Annotated in this window: 20 protein-coding genes; 3 read left to right on the top strand and 17 right to left on the bottom strand. The window is 34.0% G+C overall.

Annotation, left to right across the window (positions count from 1 at the left end):
• Positions 1-41 precede the first annotated feature (41 nt).
• The 11 genes from bglX to Q0739_RS09630 form a co-directional block, all read right to left on the bottom strand.
• Positions 42-2354, bottom strand: coding sequence for a beta-glucosidase BglX (gene bglX, locus Q0739_RS09680; protein ID WP_298238522.1), 2313 nt, complete (start codon positions 2352-2354; stop codon positions 42-44).
• Positions 2355-2606: 252 nt separating this feature from the next.
• Positions 2607-3875 carry an AGE family epimerase/isomerase gene (locus tag Q0739_RS09675; protein ID WP_298238521.1) on the bottom strand — a complete coding sequence of 423 codons (1269 nt, stop codon included), beginning with the start codon at positions 3873-3875 and terminating at the stop codon, positions 2607-2609.
• A gap of 15 nt (positions 3876-3890) precedes the next feature.
• Positions 3891-4406 (bottom strand): lactoylglutathione lyase family protein, encoded by a 516-nt coding sequence (locus Q0739_RS09670; RefSeq protein ID WP_298238520.1) that lies wholly within the window; start codon positions 4404-4406, stop codon positions 3891-3893.
• 22 nt (positions 4407-4428) lie between these two features.
• The gene (locus tag Q0739_RS09665) at positions 4429-4995 is read right to left on the bottom strand and encodes a peroxiredoxin-like family protein (protein ID WP_298238519.1); all 567 of its coding nucleotides are present in this window, start codon (positions 4993-4995) and stop codon (positions 4429-4431) included.
• A 4-nt stretch (positions 4996-4999) separates the two neighbouring features.
• Entirely contained in the window at positions 5000-6082 is a 1083-nt protein-coding gene (locus Q0739_RS09660; RefSeq protein ID WP_298238518.1) for an ankyrin repeat domain-containing protein, read from the bottom strand.
• An 18-nt stretch (positions 6083-6100) separates the two neighbouring features.
• Positions 6101-6985 carry a carbohydrate kinase gene (locus tag Q0739_RS09655; protein WP_298238517.1) on the bottom strand — a complete coding sequence of 295 codons (885 nt, stop codon included), beginning with the start codon at positions 6983-6985 and terminating at the stop codon, positions 6101-6103.
• Positions 6986-7006: 21 nt separating this feature from the next.
• Positions 7007-8587 carry a sodium/solute symporter gene (locus tag Q0739_RS09650; protein ID WP_298238516.1) on the bottom strand — a complete coding sequence of 527 codons (1581 nt, stop codon included), beginning with the start codon at positions 8585-8587 and terminating at the stop codon, positions 7007-7009.
• A 29-nt stretch (positions 8588-8616) separates the two neighbouring features.
• Positions 8617-11106 (bottom strand): glycoside hydrolase family 2 protein, encoded by a 2490-nt coding sequence (locus Q0739_RS09645; protein ID WP_298238515.1) that lies wholly within the window; start codon positions 11104-11106, stop codon positions 8617-8619.
• A 310-nt stretch (positions 11107-11416) separates the two neighbouring features.
• Entirely contained in the window at positions 11417-12721 is a 1305-nt protein-coding gene (gene fucP / locus Q0739_RS09640; RefSeq protein WP_298238514.1) for an L-fucose:H+ symporter permease, read from the bottom strand.
• A 354-nt stretch (positions 12722-13075) separates the two neighbouring features.
• Positions 13076-13282 carry a glycoside hydrolase family 47 protein gene (locus Q0739_RS09635; RefSeq protein ID WP_298238513.1) on the bottom strand — a complete coding sequence of 69 codons (207 nt, stop codon included), beginning with the start codon at positions 13280-13282 and terminating at the stop codon, positions 13076-13078.
• Positions 13283-13464: 182 nt separating this feature from the next.
• Complete coding sequence (locus Q0739_RS09630) at positions 13465-14094, bottom strand: copper homeostasis protein CutC (protein WP_298238512.1); 630 nt, start codon at positions 14092-14094, stop codon at positions 13465-13467.
• 341 nt (positions 14095-14435) lie between these two features.
• Between Q0739_RS09630 and Q0739_RS09625 the strand changes: the two genes are divergently transcribed.
• Both Q0739_RS09625 and Q0739_RS09620 read left to right on the top strand, forming a co-directional pair.
• Positions 14436-14684: a DUF6364 family protein gene (locus tag Q0739_RS09625; RefSeq protein WP_298238511.1), complete on the top strand. Its 249-nt coding sequence runs from the start codon at positions 14436-14438 to the stop codon at positions 14682-14684.
• Positions 14681-15103, top strand: a complete 423-nt coding sequence (locus Q0739_RS09620; protein ID WP_298238510.1) for a PIN domain-containing protein — start codon at positions 14681-14683, stop codon at positions 15101-15103. The genes Q0739_RS09625 and Q0739_RS09620 overlap by 4 nt, the downstream gene beginning before the upstream one ends.
• Before the next feature lie 79 nt (positions 15104-15182).
• Here Q0739_RS09620 and Q0739_RS09615 read toward each other — a convergent pair whose 3' ends face one another.
• The 5 genes from Q0739_RS09615 to Q0739_RS09595 are packed head-to-tail and all read right to left on the bottom strand — an operon-like array spanning position 15183 to position 18698.
• A complete protein-coding gene (locus Q0739_RS09615; RefSeq protein ID WP_298238509.1) occupies positions 15183-16142 on the bottom strand; it encodes a zinc-binding dehydrogenase in 960 nt (319 codons plus the stop codon).
• Positions 16143-16171: 29 nt separating this feature from the next.
• A complete protein-coding gene (locus Q0739_RS09610; protein WP_298238508.1) occupies positions 16172-17161 on the bottom strand; it encodes an aldo/keto reductase in 990 nt (329 codons plus the stop codon).
• A 26-nt stretch (positions 17162-17187) separates the two neighbouring features.
• Positions 17188-17400 (bottom strand): hypothetical protein, encoded by a 213-nt coding sequence (locus Q0739_RS09605; RefSeq protein ID WP_298238507.1) that lies wholly within the window; start codon positions 17398-17400, stop codon positions 17188-17190.
• Positions 17401-17439: 39 nt separating this feature from the next.
• Positions 17440-17937 (bottom strand): hypothetical protein, encoded by a 498-nt coding sequence (locus tag Q0739_RS09600; protein ID WP_298238506.1) that lies wholly within the window; start codon positions 17935-17937, stop codon positions 17440-17442.
• 26 nt (positions 17938-17963) lie between these two features.
• Complete coding sequence (locus Q0739_RS09595; RefSeq protein ID WP_298238505.1) at positions 17964-18698, bottom strand: hypothetical protein; 735 nt, start codon at positions 18696-18698, stop codon at positions 17964-17966.
• Between the two features lie 107 nt (positions 18699-18805).
• Between Q0739_RS09595 and Q0739_RS09590 the strand changes: the two genes are divergently transcribed.
• On the top strand, positions 18806-19705 hold the full coding sequence (locus tag Q0739_RS09590) for an AraC family transcriptional regulator (protein WP_298238504.1): 900 nt from the start codon (positions 18806-18808) through the stop codon (positions 19703-19705).
• Between the two features lie 18 nt (positions 19706-19723).
• On the opposite strand, the gene Q0739_RS09585 is transcribed toward Q0739_RS09590, so the two are convergent.
• Positions 19724-20605, bottom strand: a complete 882-nt coding sequence (locus Q0739_RS09585) for an AraC family transcriptional regulator (protein WP_298238503.1) — start codon at positions 20603-20605, stop codon at positions 19724-19726.
• Between the last annotated feature and the right edge of the window lie 37 nt (positions 20606-20642).

Genomic DNA, 20642 nt, shown 5'->3' with positions numbered 1-20642 from the left:
CGACCAGTATTACCATACAGCTAGATAATAAATGATTGATATTAATTAAGTTCAAAATTTGCTTCCAATGTTGCCATGGAACTGCCGCCAACAAACACTTTAAAATCGCCTGCTTCAATAATATAATCGCCATCATTATTGTAAAATCCGAGGGTTTCGTTGTTCAATGTAAATTGGATGGTTTTGGTTTCTCCTGCTCCTAATTCAACCAACTCAAAGCCTTTTAATTCTCTAACAGGTCTGGTAATGCTTCCCACTAAATCTCTTATGTAGAGTTGCACGACTTCTTTACCACCAACAGTTCCTGTGTTTTTTATATCTATCGAAACATTGACATCATCGACTATTTTAAAGGTATTTCCATTTAACTTTAGATTGGAATATTCAAAAGTGGTATAACTCAGTCCGTAACCAAAAGGATACAATGGTGTTTTTTCAGAATCGCTATAATGTGACCAAAACACATTACCTTCTTTATTTACAGGACGCCCTGTATTTTTGTAGTTGTAATATATAGGCACTTGCCCGACATTTCTTGGGAAGCTCATGGGCAATTTGCCACTCGGGTTGTAATCGCCATACAAAACTTGAGCGACTGCATTTCCTGTTTGTGTACCCAATTGCCACGCTTCTACAATAGCAGGAATGTGTTTGTCTGCCCAAGTAATAGCCAATGGACGCCCATTATTTAGCACTAAAACAATATTGGGATTTGCTTTATAAACCGCTTCTAATAAGGCTTGCTGAATAGCTGGTAAATCTATATTTGTTTTGCTTCGTGCCTCGCCACTTTCAAAACCGTATTCTCCTAAAACCATAACCACCACATCTGCTTTTTTAGCCGCTGAAATGGCTTTTTTAAAATCAACATCTGTATTTGTGTTATGAACTACCTCTGTTAAAAAAGTAGGTGTATTGGTGAAGAAATCGGCACCCTTTTCATAGGTTAACATATTGCCCTTGTATTGCTGCATCCCTTCTAAAACAGATACTGCGGTATTATCATCTGCGGCAATTCGCCAACTTCCTAATGGGCTATTTTTATCGGCTGCTAATGCGCCTATCAATGCGATATTTTGACCTTCTTTTTTTAAAGGCAATAAGTTATTTTCATTCTTTAAAAGCACAATAGACTTTTTCGCCATATCTAAAACCGCTTCATGATGTTTTGGGTTTCCTATCACTTCCTTTTCTCGCGCTTCATCACAATATTTATAGGGATCATCAAATAAACCCAATTCAAATTTTACGGTTAATATTCTTCGAACAGCATCATCTAAAATCGATTCATTTAAAACACCTTCTTTTACTAATTTTGCTAATTCTTCAATGTAAACAAGCCCTTCCATATCCATATCAGATCCCGCTGTGGCTGCTATTTTTGCCGCTTCACGTTTATCTTTGGCATGTCCCCAAGAAATCATCTCATTAATGGACGCCCAATCTGATACCACAAAACCATCAAATTCCCATTTACCCTTTAGTATATCGCGCTGTAAAAACGAGCTGCCCGTTACTGGAATACCGTTAATCTCGTTGAATGAATTCATGAAAGTTCTAACGCCCGCATCAGTAGCCGATTTAAATGGAGGTAATACGACGTTGTGAAGTGTGGATGTACCAATATCAACGGTGTTATAATCTCTACCCGCTTCTATAAACCCATAAGCAGCAAAGTGTTTCGCACAAGCGGCAATAGTATTTACAGCCGATAAATCGTCGCCTTGAAAGCCCTTCACACGAGCTTCAGCTACTTTACTTCCATAAAATGGGTCTTCACCTGCACCCTCCATTACGCGACCCCAGCGGGCATCGCGAGAAACATCCACCATGGGTGCAAACGTCCAATTAATCCCAACCGCTGAAGCCTCGGCAGCAGCAACTTGTGATGATTTTTTTATGGCTTCTAAATCCCAACTGGCAGCTTCTGCCAAGGGAATAGGACTTAATGTTTTGTAACCGTGAATCACATCAAAACCAATAATCAAAGGAATACCAAGACGGGTTTCTTCAACCGCTATTTTTTGTACAGCTCTCACTTCTTTAACACCCCTTACGTTTAGCATAGATCCCACCCAACCGTTACGTAAATGTTTGTATTTGGTTTCAGCATTCCCCCCTTCTGGGGCAGGCCCTGTAACATCCCAAAAACCGTTATACTGGTTCATTTGTCCAACTTTCTCCTCAACAGTCATCAGTTTTAAAAGGGAATCAACTTTATGTGAAATAAGGTCTTTTTTGGAATCTGGTTTCATATTATTCTCATTTTTACAACTAAAAACTGTAACTACAACTAACAGGAATAAGATTAGTATGCTTTTAAATTCACGGATACTATACTTTAATTTATTCATAATTATAGATTTTAAGTTTGTTCTTGAAGCATTCTATCTTTCATCATCTGACAAAATAGCAAACAGCTATACAAGTTAATTCATTTAAAATTAGTTTAGAAATAAATATGAATTATTGAAAAAATAGTTTGTATAAATGACAATATTTGAGCAATCATTTATAGAGGTAAGAAAAAAGACCTGTCAGGTTTTTGAAACCTGACAGGTCTAAAACAAAAACTAACCTAAGAAATTCTAAAATCCTTACAGGACTTATTTACCATTTAGAAACCGTATCATTTCTATGGTATGATAGGTGGATTTCCCTATACCACCTTTCAATTCGTCTGTTTGAGGTGTGTTGTTTTCATCTAAGAAAAAATATTCGCCACCATTTGTTTTATCTGGAAAAACACTAAAATAAAATGACTCTAATGCTTCTAATTCTTTTTCAAATTGACCATCAGCTAAAGACAGTGCAATTAATGCTTCGCAATGTTGCCACCACGTTTTTCTTTTGTCAGTCACTTCGTTAGATACAGGGTTTACTTCACTATAAAATCCTTGCGATAAATCAGCATTTGGGAAGACTTGTTTTTTTAATGTAGCAGTCAAAATCTCTATCCCTAATTTTTGATATTTTTCTCGTTCTTCAAGTGTTAGGAAACCCCAATTTTTGGTTCTTAAAAGCAAAGATGCTAATTGAAAATTGTGTCCTGGTGTAACCTTAAAACAAGGGTTTTCGGCAGATTCATGCTTGCAGGCATTCCACTCATCATCAAACTTAATATTCACCCAACCTAAATTACTATTCCAAGCATTTTTATAAACAAGCTCTAAGTTTTCTTTTAGAAAAGGTTCGTATTTTTGTCTGTTTGCTGTATCCGCCAGCCATAAATTTTCCATATAAGCCGTAATGGGATACATTAAGGATTGTAGTGATTTACTCCCTGAAACTTTGCCGTTTTCGCTATCATAATTCCCATAAAAACCACCGTGGTTTTCATCATGAAATCGTTTTGTAAAACCATCATGTAATTTGTGGATTTGGGATAATAACGCTTCATTAGGTTGATTTCTATATAATTCAGATAAACCACATAATCCATAACTTTGTTGCCAAACATCCATAGAAGTCCCACCATCTGTTTCGTTAGTTTGAGCATCAACAAATGAATTGAAATACCCGCCTATTGAATCTTGGGCTACAAGTTTATCCATTTGAAATTTCATGGCATTTTTTGCTTTATCTAAATAGGATGTATCTATAACTGAAGCATAAGAAAGTCCATAAATCAAGCGACTTAATGCTACATTATACACTTTATTAGACATTACTTTTCCTGTGTTGTCAACTTCAGACAGATACGTTTCTAATTCATTTTGATAAGCATTTTTATTGAAAAACCCAATCAAGTTTTTAGCTACTGCTTCATGGGTGTCATCCATTACTTTTGATTGTTCAGGTTGTTCTTTTTTTGAATTATGGCACGATGCCATTAAAAATGGTATTGCAAGTATTATAATTGATATTTTTTTCATTTTTATGTTTTCAAATTAGTCTTCATTTTGATAAGCTCCAGAAGAATAGGTTAACTCATAACTATGCGTATAAATTTCAAAAACAATACCGAACGGGTCTTCAACATATACCATTTTATATGGTTTTTCACCAGGATAATATTCCCTAATTGGCATGCGCTGTTTGCCACCATATTCCACAATCTTATTAGTTAACCCCTCTATATCTGGGTCTTGCACACAAAAGTGAAATAAACCCGTATTAAAAGGATTGAACTCTGGAGCTTCTTTTTTTCCGTGAGGAAAGGAGAACAACTCTACTCCTATACCGTCTGAAGTTGATAGGTGCACGATTTCAAATTCTTCCCAATCTTCTCCTAAGACATCGATACACATTTGCCCGATGGCAGTCCCTTTTTCTTTAGCTACTTTAGCGGGCCCCATGATGTGATACCAACCCATAACTTCGGTATAAAACTCTAATGCTTTATTGATATCTGGCACTGTTATTCCTATGTGCGAAAATGTTCGTGGATATTTTGTTTCTTTCATAATATTTTTTTTGTTTTTGGGTTTATGCTCTATTTTTTAAAACTTTTAGAATCTCTAATGGAGACATGCGCTCCGTATAATTAGCCTCAACATGAGCAGCCAGTATCGTAAAATCGGTGTCTATAACAAACGTTGCTGGCACGGGAAGCGTCACAGAACCATCACCGTTTAGAACTGAAAGGTCTCGTCTTTGATGGTAATCGTCTCCAGGGTCAAATTGTAAATTATAAGCCTTAATCACTTCTTGATTACTGTCACTCAACACCTCAAATTTAAGTTCGTTTTTTTGAGTAATACTTAAGGCATCATCTGGTTTTTGCGGACTTATTGCTAATACTTCCGTATTCAATTCTTTAAACTGATTTATGTATTGCTGAATCTCTCGCAAATCAAGATTACATATAGGACACCATTCGCCTCTGTAAAATTTTAAAATAACAGGACCCGATTTCAAACTCTCGGAAAGCGAAATAGAATACCCTAAGGCATTAGGCAAAATAAAATCGGGTGCTTTATCACCTACTTTTAGCCCTTTTATATGAATAGCATTGGCTATTACTAACTTTTGAAAATCTTGTAATTCACTCATAAACTTAACGGTTTAACCTATTTTCAATTAAGGCTATAATATCATTATACTGATAACGCTTTGCAAAATCTAATGGGGTATCACCATCGTAAGCCTTTAAATCTAAACGCGCGCCAGCATCAATAAGTAATTTTGCAGCTTCGGTATGTCCATGCCAAATAGCATCATGTAATGGTGTATAACCGTTGTTTGGCCCTTGGTCATTAATATATTTTGATGCATCTTTATGATTTAACAACAGTTTTACTATCTCTGTGTTTCCGCTATAAGCGCTTTTATGAAACGCAATAGCATTCATCTGATAACCTCTTTGTCCGATATCGGCACCAGCATCTAAAAGCAATTTTACGATGCCCATATAGTTATCTCTTGCGGCTAATAGTAATGGTGAATGTCGTGGATACCCCTTACTCATCACAAAAGATTCGGTATTAACTGGTTCGTTTGCTTCAATGAGTGCTTTTATTTGGTCTTCTTTTTCAATTTCCGATAAACTTCGATCAGCTATCACCTGAAAAATCTTTTGGTTGGCAACTTGCTCTTTTAAGTCTGTTTCGTAAGCATCAAGAATATCAGACAGTTCTTTATAGCGTTTGGTATCAGTCTCATTCGGTGTTTGGTGCCAGCCTCCAATAATACGTCTTACAGATGACCCTCCACTTGGTGATTTTATATAAATATTAATATCTCTGGCCTTTAAGAGTGCTTTTACATTTTCGAGTTGATTGTGCCAAACAGCTACCATAAGTGGTGTAAACCCAGACCTTGGTGTAATCAGGTTTACAAAAGCCCCTTTTTCTATAAGTAACTCCACAATTCTTACGTTTTCCTGCTCACAAGCAATATGCAAAGGACTGTTTCCCATAAGACGATCCAGTTGGTTGATGTCTGCGCCATCTTCAATTAGTTTGATTACTTGAGCTTCATCACCATCAACAATGGCTTGATGCAACAATGGTAAACCTGTGCTTGTTTCAACCTTTGGTGCAATGTGTTCTTTCTGGTTCTGTTTTTCTGCACAATTCATTAGAAATAAAACAGATAGTCCTAAAATTAGCATTTGCTTTTTCATGTATATAAATGTCATTGTTTTCAATAATTATACTTAGTACTGATTGATGAATCTATCAATTTCAGCATTAGAAATTTTAGGATTTGCACCTTCACTTTGTGCCACTATAGCCCCTACTGCACATGCAAAATTTATAGCATCTTGTGGATAATTTCTATGAAGTAACTGACTTACTAACGACGCTAAAAACGAATCGCCAGCCCCAACCGTATCTACCACTTTTACTGGGTAACCGCTATTAGCATAAAAGAAGCCTTCATAAAATAATACTGCGCCATGAGCACCTTTGGTAACACAAACATGTTTGGTATTGGTTTTTTTTGAAATGAATAAAAGATGTTCTTCTATAGACTTTTTTTCATCTCCTAAATAGGTACAGACTTCTACTAATTCTTCATCGTTAAACTTAATGAAATCAGCCTGATTCATAAGATGCAATAAGGTGTCTTTTGAATAATGAGGCGGTCTTAAGTTTAAATCGAAAATTTTATAATTAGCATGCTCTAATAATGCATACAAGGCGTTTTTAGAACGGGCATCTCTGGCAACGAGACTTCCAAATACAAAAGCGTCTGATTGCTTTACTATATTGATAGATGCATCATCCAACTGAATAGCATCCCATGCACAGGGATAAGCAATCTCATAAGATGCTACACCATTATCATCTAAAGTCACATTAACTTTTCCAGTTGGAAGGTTTGGGGCTTCTTGAACAGCTTCAACAGCTACATGATGTGCCTCTAAATATTTTAAAACTTCCTTTCCTAAATCATCATGTCCAATGCTACTAATCATGGAAACCTCGTTCTCTAATGATTGCAATCTCAAAGCTACATTTAAAGGTGCTCCTCCTATTTTTTTATAGGTTGGAAATACATCCCAAAGCACCTCTCCAAAACAAACTATTTTAGACATTTTTATTTATTACAAATTACTTTATCTCCATATATACACAAAGAATAATGTGAATACCAATAATATTACCGAAATAATACGGTAATTTTTATACCATACAACACCTTGTAAATCATCTTCAACCAGATACGATGTATTCCACATCCACGCATCAGTTTCTGGATTAACTTTAAATGCACTTGCTAATGTTACAGCTATAATAGTTGATGATGACAACACAAATATGACTGGTGCTACCAATAAAAAGTGCCAATTTGCTAAAATGGTATCATCTTTAAAAAACACTAAAAATATACTTCCTAACAATCCTGCCATTAAACCAGAAAAAGCGGCTGTTCCGTTAACGCGTTTCCAAAACATACCAAACAAAAATACCGCTACAATTGGTGGTGCCATATAGGATAATACACTTTGAAAATATTTTACAATAGAATCAAACTCGCCTATTGCTGGCGCCCATAATGAAGCAATAACAATCATCACCAATGCTGATATTTTTCCGCTTCTTACCATCATTTTATTGCTCATATTTGATTTGAACAACGGCATAAAATCATACGAAAACACTGTTGAAGCCGAATTTAAAACCGCACTTAGTGTAGATGCCATTGCCGCCAATAAAGCAGTTACCATCAACCCTTTTATACCAATAGGTAACAAGCCAAATATTAAATGTGGCAGTATAAGATCTGGTCTTTCAATTTCTGGATAAATGATTAATCCGAAAACTCCCGGAAGCACCATAATAAATAGAATGGGGAAATTTAAAAAGGAGGCTAGTATAGCACCTTTTCTTCCTTCGTTAATGGATTTTGCACTTAAGGTTCTTTGTACAATAGACTGATTGGTACACCAGTAATAGAACCCTAACAATGGAATTCCTAAAACAAGACCTAACCAAGGGACGGATTCATCATCCATGGGGCGAATTAACTTCAACATATCAGGATCCGTCTGTTTTACAACTTCTGCCCAACCTCCAGCTTCATTTAAAGCAAAAATAGTTACTAATGTTGAGCCTAAAAGTAAAATAATAGCCTGCAAAACTTCAGTATGAATTACTGATGATAATCCACCAGGAATGGTATATGCCGCTACTACTATGGCTAAAATCCACACGATTTGCCAGATTTCTAATTCTGGAAAAATAAGACGCACTACTAATGACCCAGCATATAGGGCTTGGGCGATATCTAAAAAAACATAACCAATCATGTTCATGGTTGCTAAATAGTATCGAGATCGGTTATCAAAGCGTTTACCCAACCATTCTGGCATGGTAAATACATTCTTTTTAAGATATACCGGAAGAATAAAAACCAAGAAAAACAACAAAGGAATTACCGCAGCCCAACCATAATTAAACACCGCAATACCACTGCTATACGCATCTCCTGACCAACTCAATAATGATGAACTTGACACATTGGCGGCAAAAAGTGAAATACCAATTATAGGCCACGTCATAGACTTACCTGCTAAAAAATAGTCTTCGCTTGATTTACTTTTTCCTTTTTTTAAGCCCCACCAAATAATACCAATGACGTAAACGCCCATGACTAATAAATCTACCCAGCCTAAAGATGCACTCAAATTTTCCATGTATTTAGTTTTAGTTTAGTTTATTCTGCTTATGATTCTATCATGTCTTTCATCGAAACCACTTTCAAATCACCTTTAAAATTCTTGTTCTCTGGAATGTACTTTATGGTAAGCTCTTGATTTCCATCCATATCGAAGTAATTATCTTCAAAGAAACCATTATCACCTTCAAAATCTAAAAACACATTTTTTGCTAATGTATTTGTTGACAGGTGAACGAAAATAGCTTCTGAAGCTACTTCAACCTCAGCATTAATAAGGGCGTTCTCTAACTGCAATCTTTTTGGTTCTTCAAAAAACAATCGATTACTTGATACTACTTCATCATCAACTTTAAGTTCAAAACGGAAATACATTTTTGAAGTATCATAATTTTCAATAAACGCTTTCGCTGAAATTGTTTCTAACGCTAAACAAGACAATGCGTCTATTTCAATATACTGCTCGTTTCCATTCTCTAAAACATTTCCATTAAAATGAATTAGTTGCCATGATAGTATTGCTTCTTGTGGGTTTACATTATCTGAAATAATCATCACCCTTACATTATCATCTACCAATTCTGGATACACCAAAGTAGGGGCATAAAACTTTTTTGCGTAATAATGAAATGCTTTCCATTGTAAATTATAGTCTATACTTGCCCATGAGCATACTGGCCAACAATCGTTTAATTGCCAGTAGAGAATGCCCATACATTTAGGTTTGAGGCTTCTAAAATGCTCAACAGCAATTTTCATATAATCGGCTTGTTGCACCTGACTTAAATAAGCAAATCCATCAAAATCCTTTGGATGTGCATAGCTACGCTCCATATAATGTTTTATCAGCTCGTAACCTCTGGCATGCTTTTGATGTGTTGCCATGGCTGGCGAACCTAAAAAGCGTTGTTCTTCCTCTAAGTATGTATCTATGGTGCTTGGTGCAGGCATCCCTTGAAAGCCAAATTCGCTAATAAATCGAGGTGTTAATTTTTTATAATCGGAAATAGGATAGCCCATGTGCCATACATCCCAATGATGAATATCACCATAATTTTCATCATTTGCAGGAGCCTTTCCTTCACTACTCGGGGAACTTGGCCAGTACGTTAAATTGGGATTATATTCGTTAATAACATCTGATAATAACTGATGATATAGTTTATCATAAGCTTCTTTGAAACTCGCTACCTCTTCTTTTGGAATTCCAAAACGTCTCTGCATACCGCCACCAGCAAAATCGTAAATCCATTCGTTTTCATTATTACCACACCAAAGCACTAAAGATGGATGGTTTCTTAAACGTTTTACGTTTTGTATAGCTTCCTGTTTTACATTTTCTAAAAACGTATCATCACCAGGAAATAACGAACAAGCAAACATAAAATCTTGCCATACTAAAATTCCCATTTCATCACAATACTTATAAAAGGTTTCGGTTTCATAAATACCACCACCCCAAACACGCAACATATTAAAATGTGCATCTTTACTGGACTTTATTAGGTTTTTATATTGACTATCGGGTATTCTTGAAATAAAATTATCGGCTGGAATCCAGTTTGCCCCTTTTATAAAAACAGGAATATCGTTTACAATAAACTCAAAACTTTCTCCCCATTGGTCTTTCTGTTTATTTAGTTTAACGGTTCGTAACCCAACCGAAGTTGTTTTGGTATCTACTACCTTATTATCAATTAGTAATTCTACTTTTAATTGATATAAGAAAGGATCTCCATATCCGTTTGGAAACCATCTTTGTGGGTTTGTTATAGTAAAATCAACGGTTTGCGTTGTTAATCCTTTTTCAATCTGAATAGACGCTTCTTTTAAAATGTCTTCAGTTTGAATATTAATGATACGTATTCTACCATTTTTAAGGTTTGATGTTTCAAATGCTGTTTGTAAGGATAGTTTCGCTATTTCAGGTGTATAAGCTCCTTGCTGAATAAAAATATTATCAATTTTTGCTTCAGACCATGCTTCTATAAATACAGGTTTCCAAATGCCTGCGGTTACAAAACGTGGCCCCCAATCCCATCCATAATGGTAAGGTGCTTTTCTTGTAACAGCCGATGCTTCCACCGCATTATCCATCAAGGCATGATATCTAAAATTCTTTTCAGTTAAAATGGGCAATGCTGTATTTATTGCCGACTTAAAAATGATGTGTAGTGTATTTTTACCAAGCTTTAGGTTTTCCTTAGCCGAAACAGTCCATGTGCGATACATGTTCTCGGTTTCAATCAATTCGGCATCATTTAAAAACACCTTGGCATAGGTATCTAAACCCTCAAAAACAAGATTGATGTTTTCTTGATTAAATAGGTCTTCATTTATGTTAAATGTACTTTTATACTCCCAATCTCTATATTCTACCCATTGTTGTGCATTTTCATTGGTACCATAAAAAGGATTATCTACTTTTTTGTTTTCGAGAAGATCTGTGTGTACACACCCAGGTACATTGGCAGGTAACCATTCTTGTTTTTCAAGTTGTTTAAATTGCCAATTTTGGTTTAAATTAAGTTTTATCATTTGTTCTATACGCTTTATAAAGCACTCAATGTGAAGAACTCATCTTGACTTTTCTATTCCAAAATTAGCTAATTATCATTTTTGTTTAATAGTTTTAGCTAAATAAGTATTACTATGCGTTAAAAAAGTATATTTATTAAAGTGTATTTATGTAAGTAACTATTAGAAATATAGTTCAATAGGGGATTTTTATTAAGATATAACCCCTAATAATTTATTCAACTAAACTATTCTTGAAGGATTTAAAACATGAAAGATTGATAGATAAATATGTATCAATTTTTAAATATGTATTCCTCAGTTTAAAAATTTATACGACAGCCATTCTACTTGCCATTTTACCATAAAATGCTATAACCACAAAACATGCTAAGGGTAAAACAAACGAGAAATTAACTTCTGAAACACCAAGAATAATAGTATCATTAACCTTTTCGCCACCGATATCCATTATCATAGCTTGTAATTTAGGCATTAAAGCTCCACCAACAATAGCCATAATTAACCCCGCAGAACCTACTTTAGATTCATCTTCAGTTAAATCACCCAAAGCTATACCGTAAATAGTTGGAAACATTAAGGACATAAAAAACGAGACACCAACCAATGCGTAAAGCCCTATCATACCCGTTATAAAGATGGTAGCAAATAAACACACCATTGCGCCAATAGCAAATAGCATTAATAATTTCCCACCACTCATTGTTCTTAACATGGCTGTACCTACTGCTCTACCAATGGTAAAAATTATAAATGCAGCCATTTGGTAATAACCAGCAGTTACACTATCCATTCCGATAGCCTCAGCATATTGATAAATATATGTCCAGCACATAATTTGCGCCCCAACATATAATATTTGTGATAACACACCAAGGGCGTATTTAGGTTTCTTAAATAAATTGGCAAACGTGTTGCCTATACTAGGCATATCTCCCTCTGCTTTACCTTGCGGCATTTTGCTTAAGGCAAACACTATAAAAACACCAATTAACACAAGCCCTAATATCACATAAGGGTTTCTTATAACAAGTAAGTCAGAGGTTTTTATTAAAATTTTTGATGCTTCATCTAAAGCAGAAAAATCTTCAATATCATCAGATTCTAGTCTTTTTAACACAAACTGTTGGGCGACAAACAAACCAGCAATAAGTCCGACTGGATTAAATGCTTGAGCTAAGTTTAAACGTTGGGTTGCCGTCTCTTTTGGCCCCATAGACAAGGCGTAAGGGTTAGCAGCGGTTTCTAAAAAAGCTAAACCAAACGTAAGTATGTAAAGTCCAATACAGAAAAAAACAAAACTTTCTGAACTTGCTGCGGGATAGAATAATAAAGCACCTGTAGCGAATAAAGCCAACCCAATTAAAATACCAACTTTATATGAATATTTACGCATAAACATAGCGGCTGGTAATGCCATACAAAAATACCCGCCATAAAAAGCCATTTGCACCCAAGCTGCTTGCGAATTTGACAACTCTAACACCTTCTTAAACGCCTGTACCATAGGGTCTGTTACAGCATTAGCAAAACCCCAAAGCGCAAATAATGAAGTTACCATAATAAATGGAAGCATTAAATTTTTAGGAACTAAAGTTGTTTTTTCTTTATGCATAAATTAATTTTTAAGTGGTAGCTTATTTTAGTTTTTATATAAAAAAGACCTTATTAAAAAAAACTCAAAATAAGGTCAAAATAGTTTATATCGGATTATTAAAATTAATACCCCAAACGCTTTTTGGCTTCTTCAGGGTCAAACTCTGTTTTTTTAAATGTATGTGCTTCTGTAATAAAAAATTTCTTGAAACGAACTATCTCCGAGGCAGAGCCATAGGGGGTATTTCACTCGTTTTATTTTGACCTTTAATGGTCAAAAATCGAAATTTTATATTTAGATTCCCGTTTTATTCATTAATTCATATTTAAATCATTGGATTCATGAATCTTCGATTTCACGGGAATGACAATTTTAATGGAAACCCCGACGCAGAGCGTCGAGGAATTCTTTTTGATTAAAAACATGTGCATCAAAATCAAATTCACCTTGCGAGAAAGCAATGTAAAAATATTTTAAGGTTTCTGCAAACACATTGGTCGTTAAATAATCTTTTGACTTCATAGTTCTTATATCTTTTATGGAATTAAGCGCAGCATTATTTCTAATACTTTTTAACATCAGACCATATTAAACATTCCTCTTTTCCTGTAATTTCATATAAATAATAGGTTGATTCTATAGTTTCTGCATTAATTTCTGAATTGGGTCAACATAGTTTGTCAAATCATTTGCCTGTTCTTTGGAACATGCCAACAGCACTATTACTAGACTCAATAATAAAAGTGGTTTCTTCATATTTACTAATTTAAATCGCCTACTATTTTTTTTCCATGATACGCTTTTGCCCCAATAAAATTATGGAGTGCTTCAACGTTATATTTAGTAATGCTCCCAGCAGGAAGTATTTCTATATTATTATTGACTGTATTTACCAATAGTTTTAAATCCTCTTTAGATTCTTCTGCGGTTGCCTTTCCTCCAGAAGTTAATATGGTTAATTTCTGGTTTAGGGATTCTAATACTTTTACCGATTCAAAAATATTTGGTGTTACATCAATCGCTTTATGAATAACAACATCCATTGGTAACGTTATTTTAATCAACCTATTAATAGCTTTCAAATCAAGTTTACGGTCTTCATTTAGAACTCCAAACACAACACCTGCTACTCCAATCTGTTTACACTGTTCAATCTGCTTTATCATTAGATGTATTTCATCTTCAGAATAAACAAAATTGCCTGTCCTTGGACGAATCATGACCCTCATAGGAATTTTAACTTTTTTTGAAACTTCTCTGATGATAGAAAAATCAGGTGTTAAGCCGTCAACATCCAAATCTTTACAAAGTTCAATCCTATCGGCACCCAATTCTTCAGCCTTTACCGCCTCATTAACACTTTCTACGCAAGCTTCTTTAATATAAATCATATTTCTGCAACTAAGTAAATTTATTCAAATACTTAATTATACGATTAAATTAATCGACCAACAACAGTTGCGGGAAGATTAATAAAAGTATGAATTGAAAAACTGAATTGAAAAGTTAGTGATATTACTATTACTTTATGGGTGATAGTTATATTGAAGTATTGTTGAAGAATAGCCTTATGAAAAATATGCTTAACACGAGAGTTTTTAATATTTTTAATCAACTGAATTTTACCAACATAACTTTATGTTAGCCATAATAAGACTTTACCGAAAAAAGTCGAAACAAATTGATTTATACGTGTTTTTTTTATATTTTTGTACGTATAAAATAATTGATTATGGATACAAAATTGACTTTAAAGCTTAATCAAAAGGTTATTGAAAAAGCCAAGAAATATGCTTCTAACAAAAAAATGAGTTTATCAAGAATTGTTGAGACTTATTTACAATCCTTGACTTCAGAAAACGACATTGCTGAATATGAGATTTCACCATTCGTGAAAAGCATTACAACAGGAACTGAAATTCCAGCAGACTTGGACTATAAAAAAGAATATTCTGATTTTTTAATTGAGAAATATAAATGAGTAAAAGGATTTTTATAGACACCAATGTAATGTTGGATTTTTTAGGAGCGCGAAAACCTTTTTATGAATCTATTGCGAAAATAGCAACTCTAGCAGAAAAAGAAAAATTGATAATGGTTGTTTCTCCTATTTCATTCGCCACAGTAAACTATTTTCTTTCAAAATTTGAGAATGAAAAAATATCGAAGGAAAAACTAAGAAAATTTAAAATAATAAGCGAAATATGCCCTCTGAATGAACAAACGATTGAAAAGGGACTTAATTCTTCTATAAAGGATTTTGAAGATGCTTTACAATATTTTAGTGCGACCGAATCAGAATGCGAAATTATAATAACAAGAAACGGAAAGGACTTTAAAAAATCTTTGTTACCCGTTATGACAGCTGACGAATTTTTAAAATCTTTGAGTAAAAAATAACTACACCCAACAATGACTCCTGCAAGATTAGAAAAAGACCTTGTAGAGTTATGGTAATTCTTAAAAAATCTAATTCAAGTTACAAAGAAACCACCATTTTACCTCCAGACCTTCCCTCAGCAAATCTATTTAAGCCTTTTGGGATTTCATTGAAGACAATTTCTTGTGTAATATTTGGATTGATTTTTCCTTCAGCAATCAAGCTTGCTATCTGCTCTCCTGTTTGAGCTATTTCTTGCATTTGTTGCACATCACCTGATGTATATACCGCGCCTAAGGCAACTTCAATAATTCCTGCGGCTTTAGTAAACGGTGGAAAAGGGTAAGTTTTTGGTATGCCCGCAATTCCCACTATAATACCGTTGTAGCGTAATACCGAAGTGTATTGTTCTATGTCTTTAGATGAAATGTTATTGATGATATAATCTACACCTCTATCGTTAGTTAAACGCATCACCTCTTTTGCCACATCTTTTTCTTTGTAATTGATAATATAATCTGCACCAAGGCTACGTATTCTATCAAAATCTTTACTGGCTGTAGTTATTACGGATGCGCCTTTTAATTTAGCAAATTGAATAGCATAACCAGCAACACCACCTCCGCCACCAGTAATAAAAATAGTTTGGTTTGGCCTTAAATTGATTTTCTCATTAATAGCTTGCCACGCTGTTAATCCTGCGCAGGGGATACCTGCAACTTCTTTATAACTTAAATGTTCTGGAATACGGCTCACAATGGCACTATCTACACATACATATTCAGCAAAGGCTCCTGTTTTAAAGATATTTACCATACCAAACACACGCTCACCTTCTTTTAAATGAGAGACATTTTCTCCAATAGCAACAACTTCTCCCGCTACGTCATGCCCTACTATTCTGGGTGTTTCAAGATTAAAGGCTCCTTGGGTTACTTTGTAATCTACAGGATTTAAGCTTAAGGCTTTTGTTTTTATTAAAACTTGATTTGCTCCTATTTTAGGAATTTCAACCTCTTCAAGTTTTATTTTTTTATCTCTTAAAATGTATGCTTTCATTCTTCTGATTTATCGTAGTCATTTAGAATTTAAATCGCATCCAAATCATACTTATTCAATATTTTATCTATTTCTTGTTGCATGCTCGGAGTTAATTCCCAGTCTAACGATGCTACGGTATCTTTAGCGTAAAGTTCTTTATCTAATCCTGCAATTACGGGGCCGATTGCTTTTTGATTCACAAGCCAATTAATGGCTATTTGCGATAGTGGTTTTTCAATAGTATTTGCAAAAACTTTCAGCTCATCAACAATGGCAAGAAATTGTTTTAAAGAATCGCCTAATAATTTTGGGTTTTCTGAACGTTTATCGTTTTCATCAAAATTACCAGTAGCTTTAAATGCTCCTGTTAGCAAACCTTGAAATAATGGACTGTATGGTAAAAACATCATTCCATGTGCTTCGCAATAAGGCAGCACTTCATCTTTTGCTTTATAGGTTAACGGTATATTATGATAAGATGACGGATTGTGTTCTAACATATTATACAAGCCTTGAAATGAGGCTACTTTTCCATAACTATTTGCTAATTTTAAATTATCCATAGAATAGTTAGACAATCCAATATGCCTAATTTTACCCATTTGTTTAATTTCTTCCATAGCTTCAATGGTTTCTTTCAAATCGGTATTCACATCTGGCCAATGGCATTGCCAAACATCCAAATAATCTACACCTAAACGTTTTAAAGACCTATCGATTTCTTTAATTAAACTTTCACGACTTAAATTCACATCTACATGCATGTTTTCATCCCAAACCAAACCACATTTAGAGGCTATAAAAAAGGACTCTCGGTCTTTTCCTTTAAGGGCTTGACCTAAAACAGTTTCGGAATGTCCTTTACCGTAAACAGGTGCTGTATCAAAAAAATTAACCCCTAAATCTAATGCTGTATGTATGGCTTTTATAGATTCTTTATCTTCAATATTATTCCATTCGCCACCAATAGACCAACATCCAAAACCTATGACTGGTAATTTATCTTCTCCTAAATTTGAAAACGTTTTATATTTCATCTTGTAAAATCTTTTGAATTAAATATTTATTTCTCTAAATAGTCAACCAACTCCCAAAGCTCTGCTCTATGTGCAGTTCTTGTATTTAGCGTATTGGTAACATCTGTTTTGAAATCTCTATTCTTATGAGCTTTATTATATGCTCCTAAATAATCTAATTTATCGATATCTGAAAAGTCTGAAACGGCACTAATTGTTACAAACTGATAATTTACATTTAACCCATGAGGAAATTGCAATTGATAGACTGCCCACCAATCTTGAGAGCTGTTTTCTATCTACTCTTTATGGGTAGGTTTCCAAATGGTATTCTCGCCTTTTACGTAAGCACCTTTATCTTTTTCATCTACAACAATAAAAGCCATTAACATATATTTAGAAGGCTTGTTTTTACCTGTAAACGCCACCAATTTAGACATTTCTGATTTTATCTTACTTCCAGATTTCTCAGTTAGATTTTTATCAGAAGAAACATTTGCAATAATTTCGTTTGGATATGGGTTTTCAAGTTTATTAAAACTTGAATAGGTATTTATTGTTACATAGTTATACTCTGTTCCTGCAAAACGCACTTTATATAAATACCAACCCGTTATAATATCTTGTTTAATTCTTTCTTGATGCACTTTTTTCCAAGTATTCTCCATCTGAAGATAGGATTCTTTTTCACCTGACTCCACTTTCACAAAGTCCATCACTGCTATCTGGTCTGGAAGTCCTTGTGACATGGCAATATTGCTAATTAACGCTACAAATACTATTAAAAGATGTTTCATATTTAGTTGAACGTATTATATTATTTCTATTTCTCTAAGAAATCAACAAGTTCCCATAATTCTGCGCGATATGCAGACCGTATATCTAAGGTTTTTGCCACAGCTTCATCAAAATCTTTGTCTGGATGCACTTCTTTAAACGCTCCAAAATAGTCCAGTTCTTCAAGTTTTTTAAACTCTGAAACCGCACTAACTGTGATAAACTGATAATTGGCATTTGTACCATGTGGAAACTCTAATTGATAAACAGCCCACCAATCTTGAACACCATCAGCGTTTAATTTTTCTTGCACAGGTTTCCAAAGGCTATCCTCGTTTTGTTTATACAAATCTTTTTTAGCTTCATGGACTTCAATAAAAGCAACTTTTAAGTATTTTGAAGGTGTTTTTTGATTTGTTTTAATGGCATTATTTACCAAATAACTCATTTCTGATCTCACTTTTTTTCTAGCTTCTTCGGTAATATCTTCAAAACCATCATATCCTTTATCTGGGTGGGTATTTGCTATAATCTCTCTAGGGTAAGGATCTTCTAATTTACTAAATGCATCATAGGTATTTATGGTGGCATAGTTATAGTCATTTCCTTCGTAAGCAAAATGCACTTTATACAAATACCAACCTGTTAAAATATCTTGATTTATACGTTCTTGATGGATGGGTTTCCAAGCTTTTTCTGCTGCAATATATGGGTCTTGTAATCTGTTTACAACCTTCATATAATCCATTACTGCTACTTTATTTTCATTATTCGCTACCATGCCAAAATCATTTTTTTTAAAAATTATAGTCTAAAATTAGCAAACTACCGCAATTAATCATTAATTTTAGGTAATCCAGTATTATTATTAGCCAAAAAAGTATATTCATGAAACCTTTTTTTGAAAAAGTACCTAAATTATCAAATCAATCTTTTTTTGTTAAAAAGGATTACTGCGCCTCTTTGCATATGCAATATCATTACCATCCAGAATTTGAATTAACATTAACCGAAAATAGTAGCGGGAAACGCTTTGTTGGCAATAGTGTTGAGCTTATGGAAAAAGACGATTTGGTATTTATTGGCAAAAATTTGCCCCATTGTTTTATTGAAGAGGAAAATGACAGCACAGTAAAAAAGAATGGCATCCCAATTGCTTTAACCGTAGTGCAATTTAATTTTGAAATATTTGGAGATTCCTTTTTAGAATTGCCCGAATGCTCTAAAATAAGAGCAATGGTACACGCCTCTAAACGTGGGCTATCTATCTATGGTGAAACAAGTAAGCGCATCAAGAAAAAAATGATCCAATTGGTTGACGCCACATACGCCAACCGCTTGGTTTTATTATTAGAAATACTAAATATACTCTCTGAATCTGATGAGTACAGAACATTAAGTTCTGGTCATTTTACAAAGCAATACCATACGGTTGGATACCACCGATTGAATGAGGTGTATAACTTTATGATTCAAAATTTCAAAAACGATATTCAGCTAAAACAAGTTGCCGAAGTAGCCAATTTATCTGAAACTGCTTTTTGTCGATTTTTCAAAAAAAGAACCCTTAAAACCTTTAAAGAAGTTCTTGCGGAAATGCGTATTAATTATGCTAGCGATTTAATTAGAAAAAATGAATTACAAACCATGAGCATCCAAGAGGTTGCCGAAGCTTCGGGGTTTCATAATATTTCTAATTTTAATAGACAGTTTAAAAAAATTATGCATAAATCGCCTTCAGATTACGCAAAACAGTTTAATGCATCGGCAAGTGTTTCTACCAATTAATTTCCTGGTAAAAGCAAGTTAAATAACCCGTTTTAAACCATTAAAGTTTTCTTTATAAGCTGTAGGTGTACAGCCTTTTTGCTTCTTAAATTGCCTATTAAAATTTGTAAGCGTATTGAAACCACAGGTAAATGCAATTTCAGAAATACTTAAATCTTTTTCTACAAGAAACCTAGACGCGTACCCAATACGAACATCATTTAAGTATTCAATAAAGGTTTTACCTGTTCTGCTTTTTATAAATCTGTTAAAAGACACAGAACTCATATTTACTAATACGGAAACTTGCTCTAAGGTTATTTTAGAATCATAATTTTGATGGATAAAATCATTTATTATTTTAATCCTCTCACTATTCTGAAAGCTATCAATATGAAGTGTTAAGGATGATAATAATTCTTGATTTTTCGAATTCGCCAAATCATACAAAATAGAAACCATTTCTAAATAAAGGTCTATACCATCAAGTTTTGCTACTTTGCATAGTCTTGGATACATAGCTTCACTTGCCGCTTTAGAAAACAAAATACCTCTATTAGATTTGTTAAACATGTCTCTAAGCGGTTTCATGATTGTTTTTTGCAAAAATTTATCATGAAATAAATCTTCACTAAACTGAACGGTAATTTCATGCATTTCGTTGGATGTGCATTTGTGATGTTTCCAACCGTGATACAAATTTGGCCCTACCAAAACAAGTTCTAAATCTTCAATTTCTTCTACACTATCCCCTACTATTCTTTTGATTCCTTTTCCGTTTGAAATAAAATTAAGTTCAAATTCTGGATGAAAATGAATTGGGAATTCGTAAAAAGTCTTTACTCTATCTAAAACCAAAAAACTATCCTGAGCAATTAAAGGCGTTATTTCCCGATGTACTTTCTTGTTTTTAAAACTCATAAGATTAATTAAATTATTAAAGAGAGATTAACATACA

It is taken from the genome of uncultured Algibacter sp., assembly GCF_947487605.1.
Lineage (GTDB): Bacteria > Bacteroidota > Bacteroidia > Flavobacteriales > Flavobacteriaceae > Algibacter_D.
Note: the sequence above shows the minus strand (reverse complement) of the source record. Positions and strands in the feature narration are given on the sequence as shown.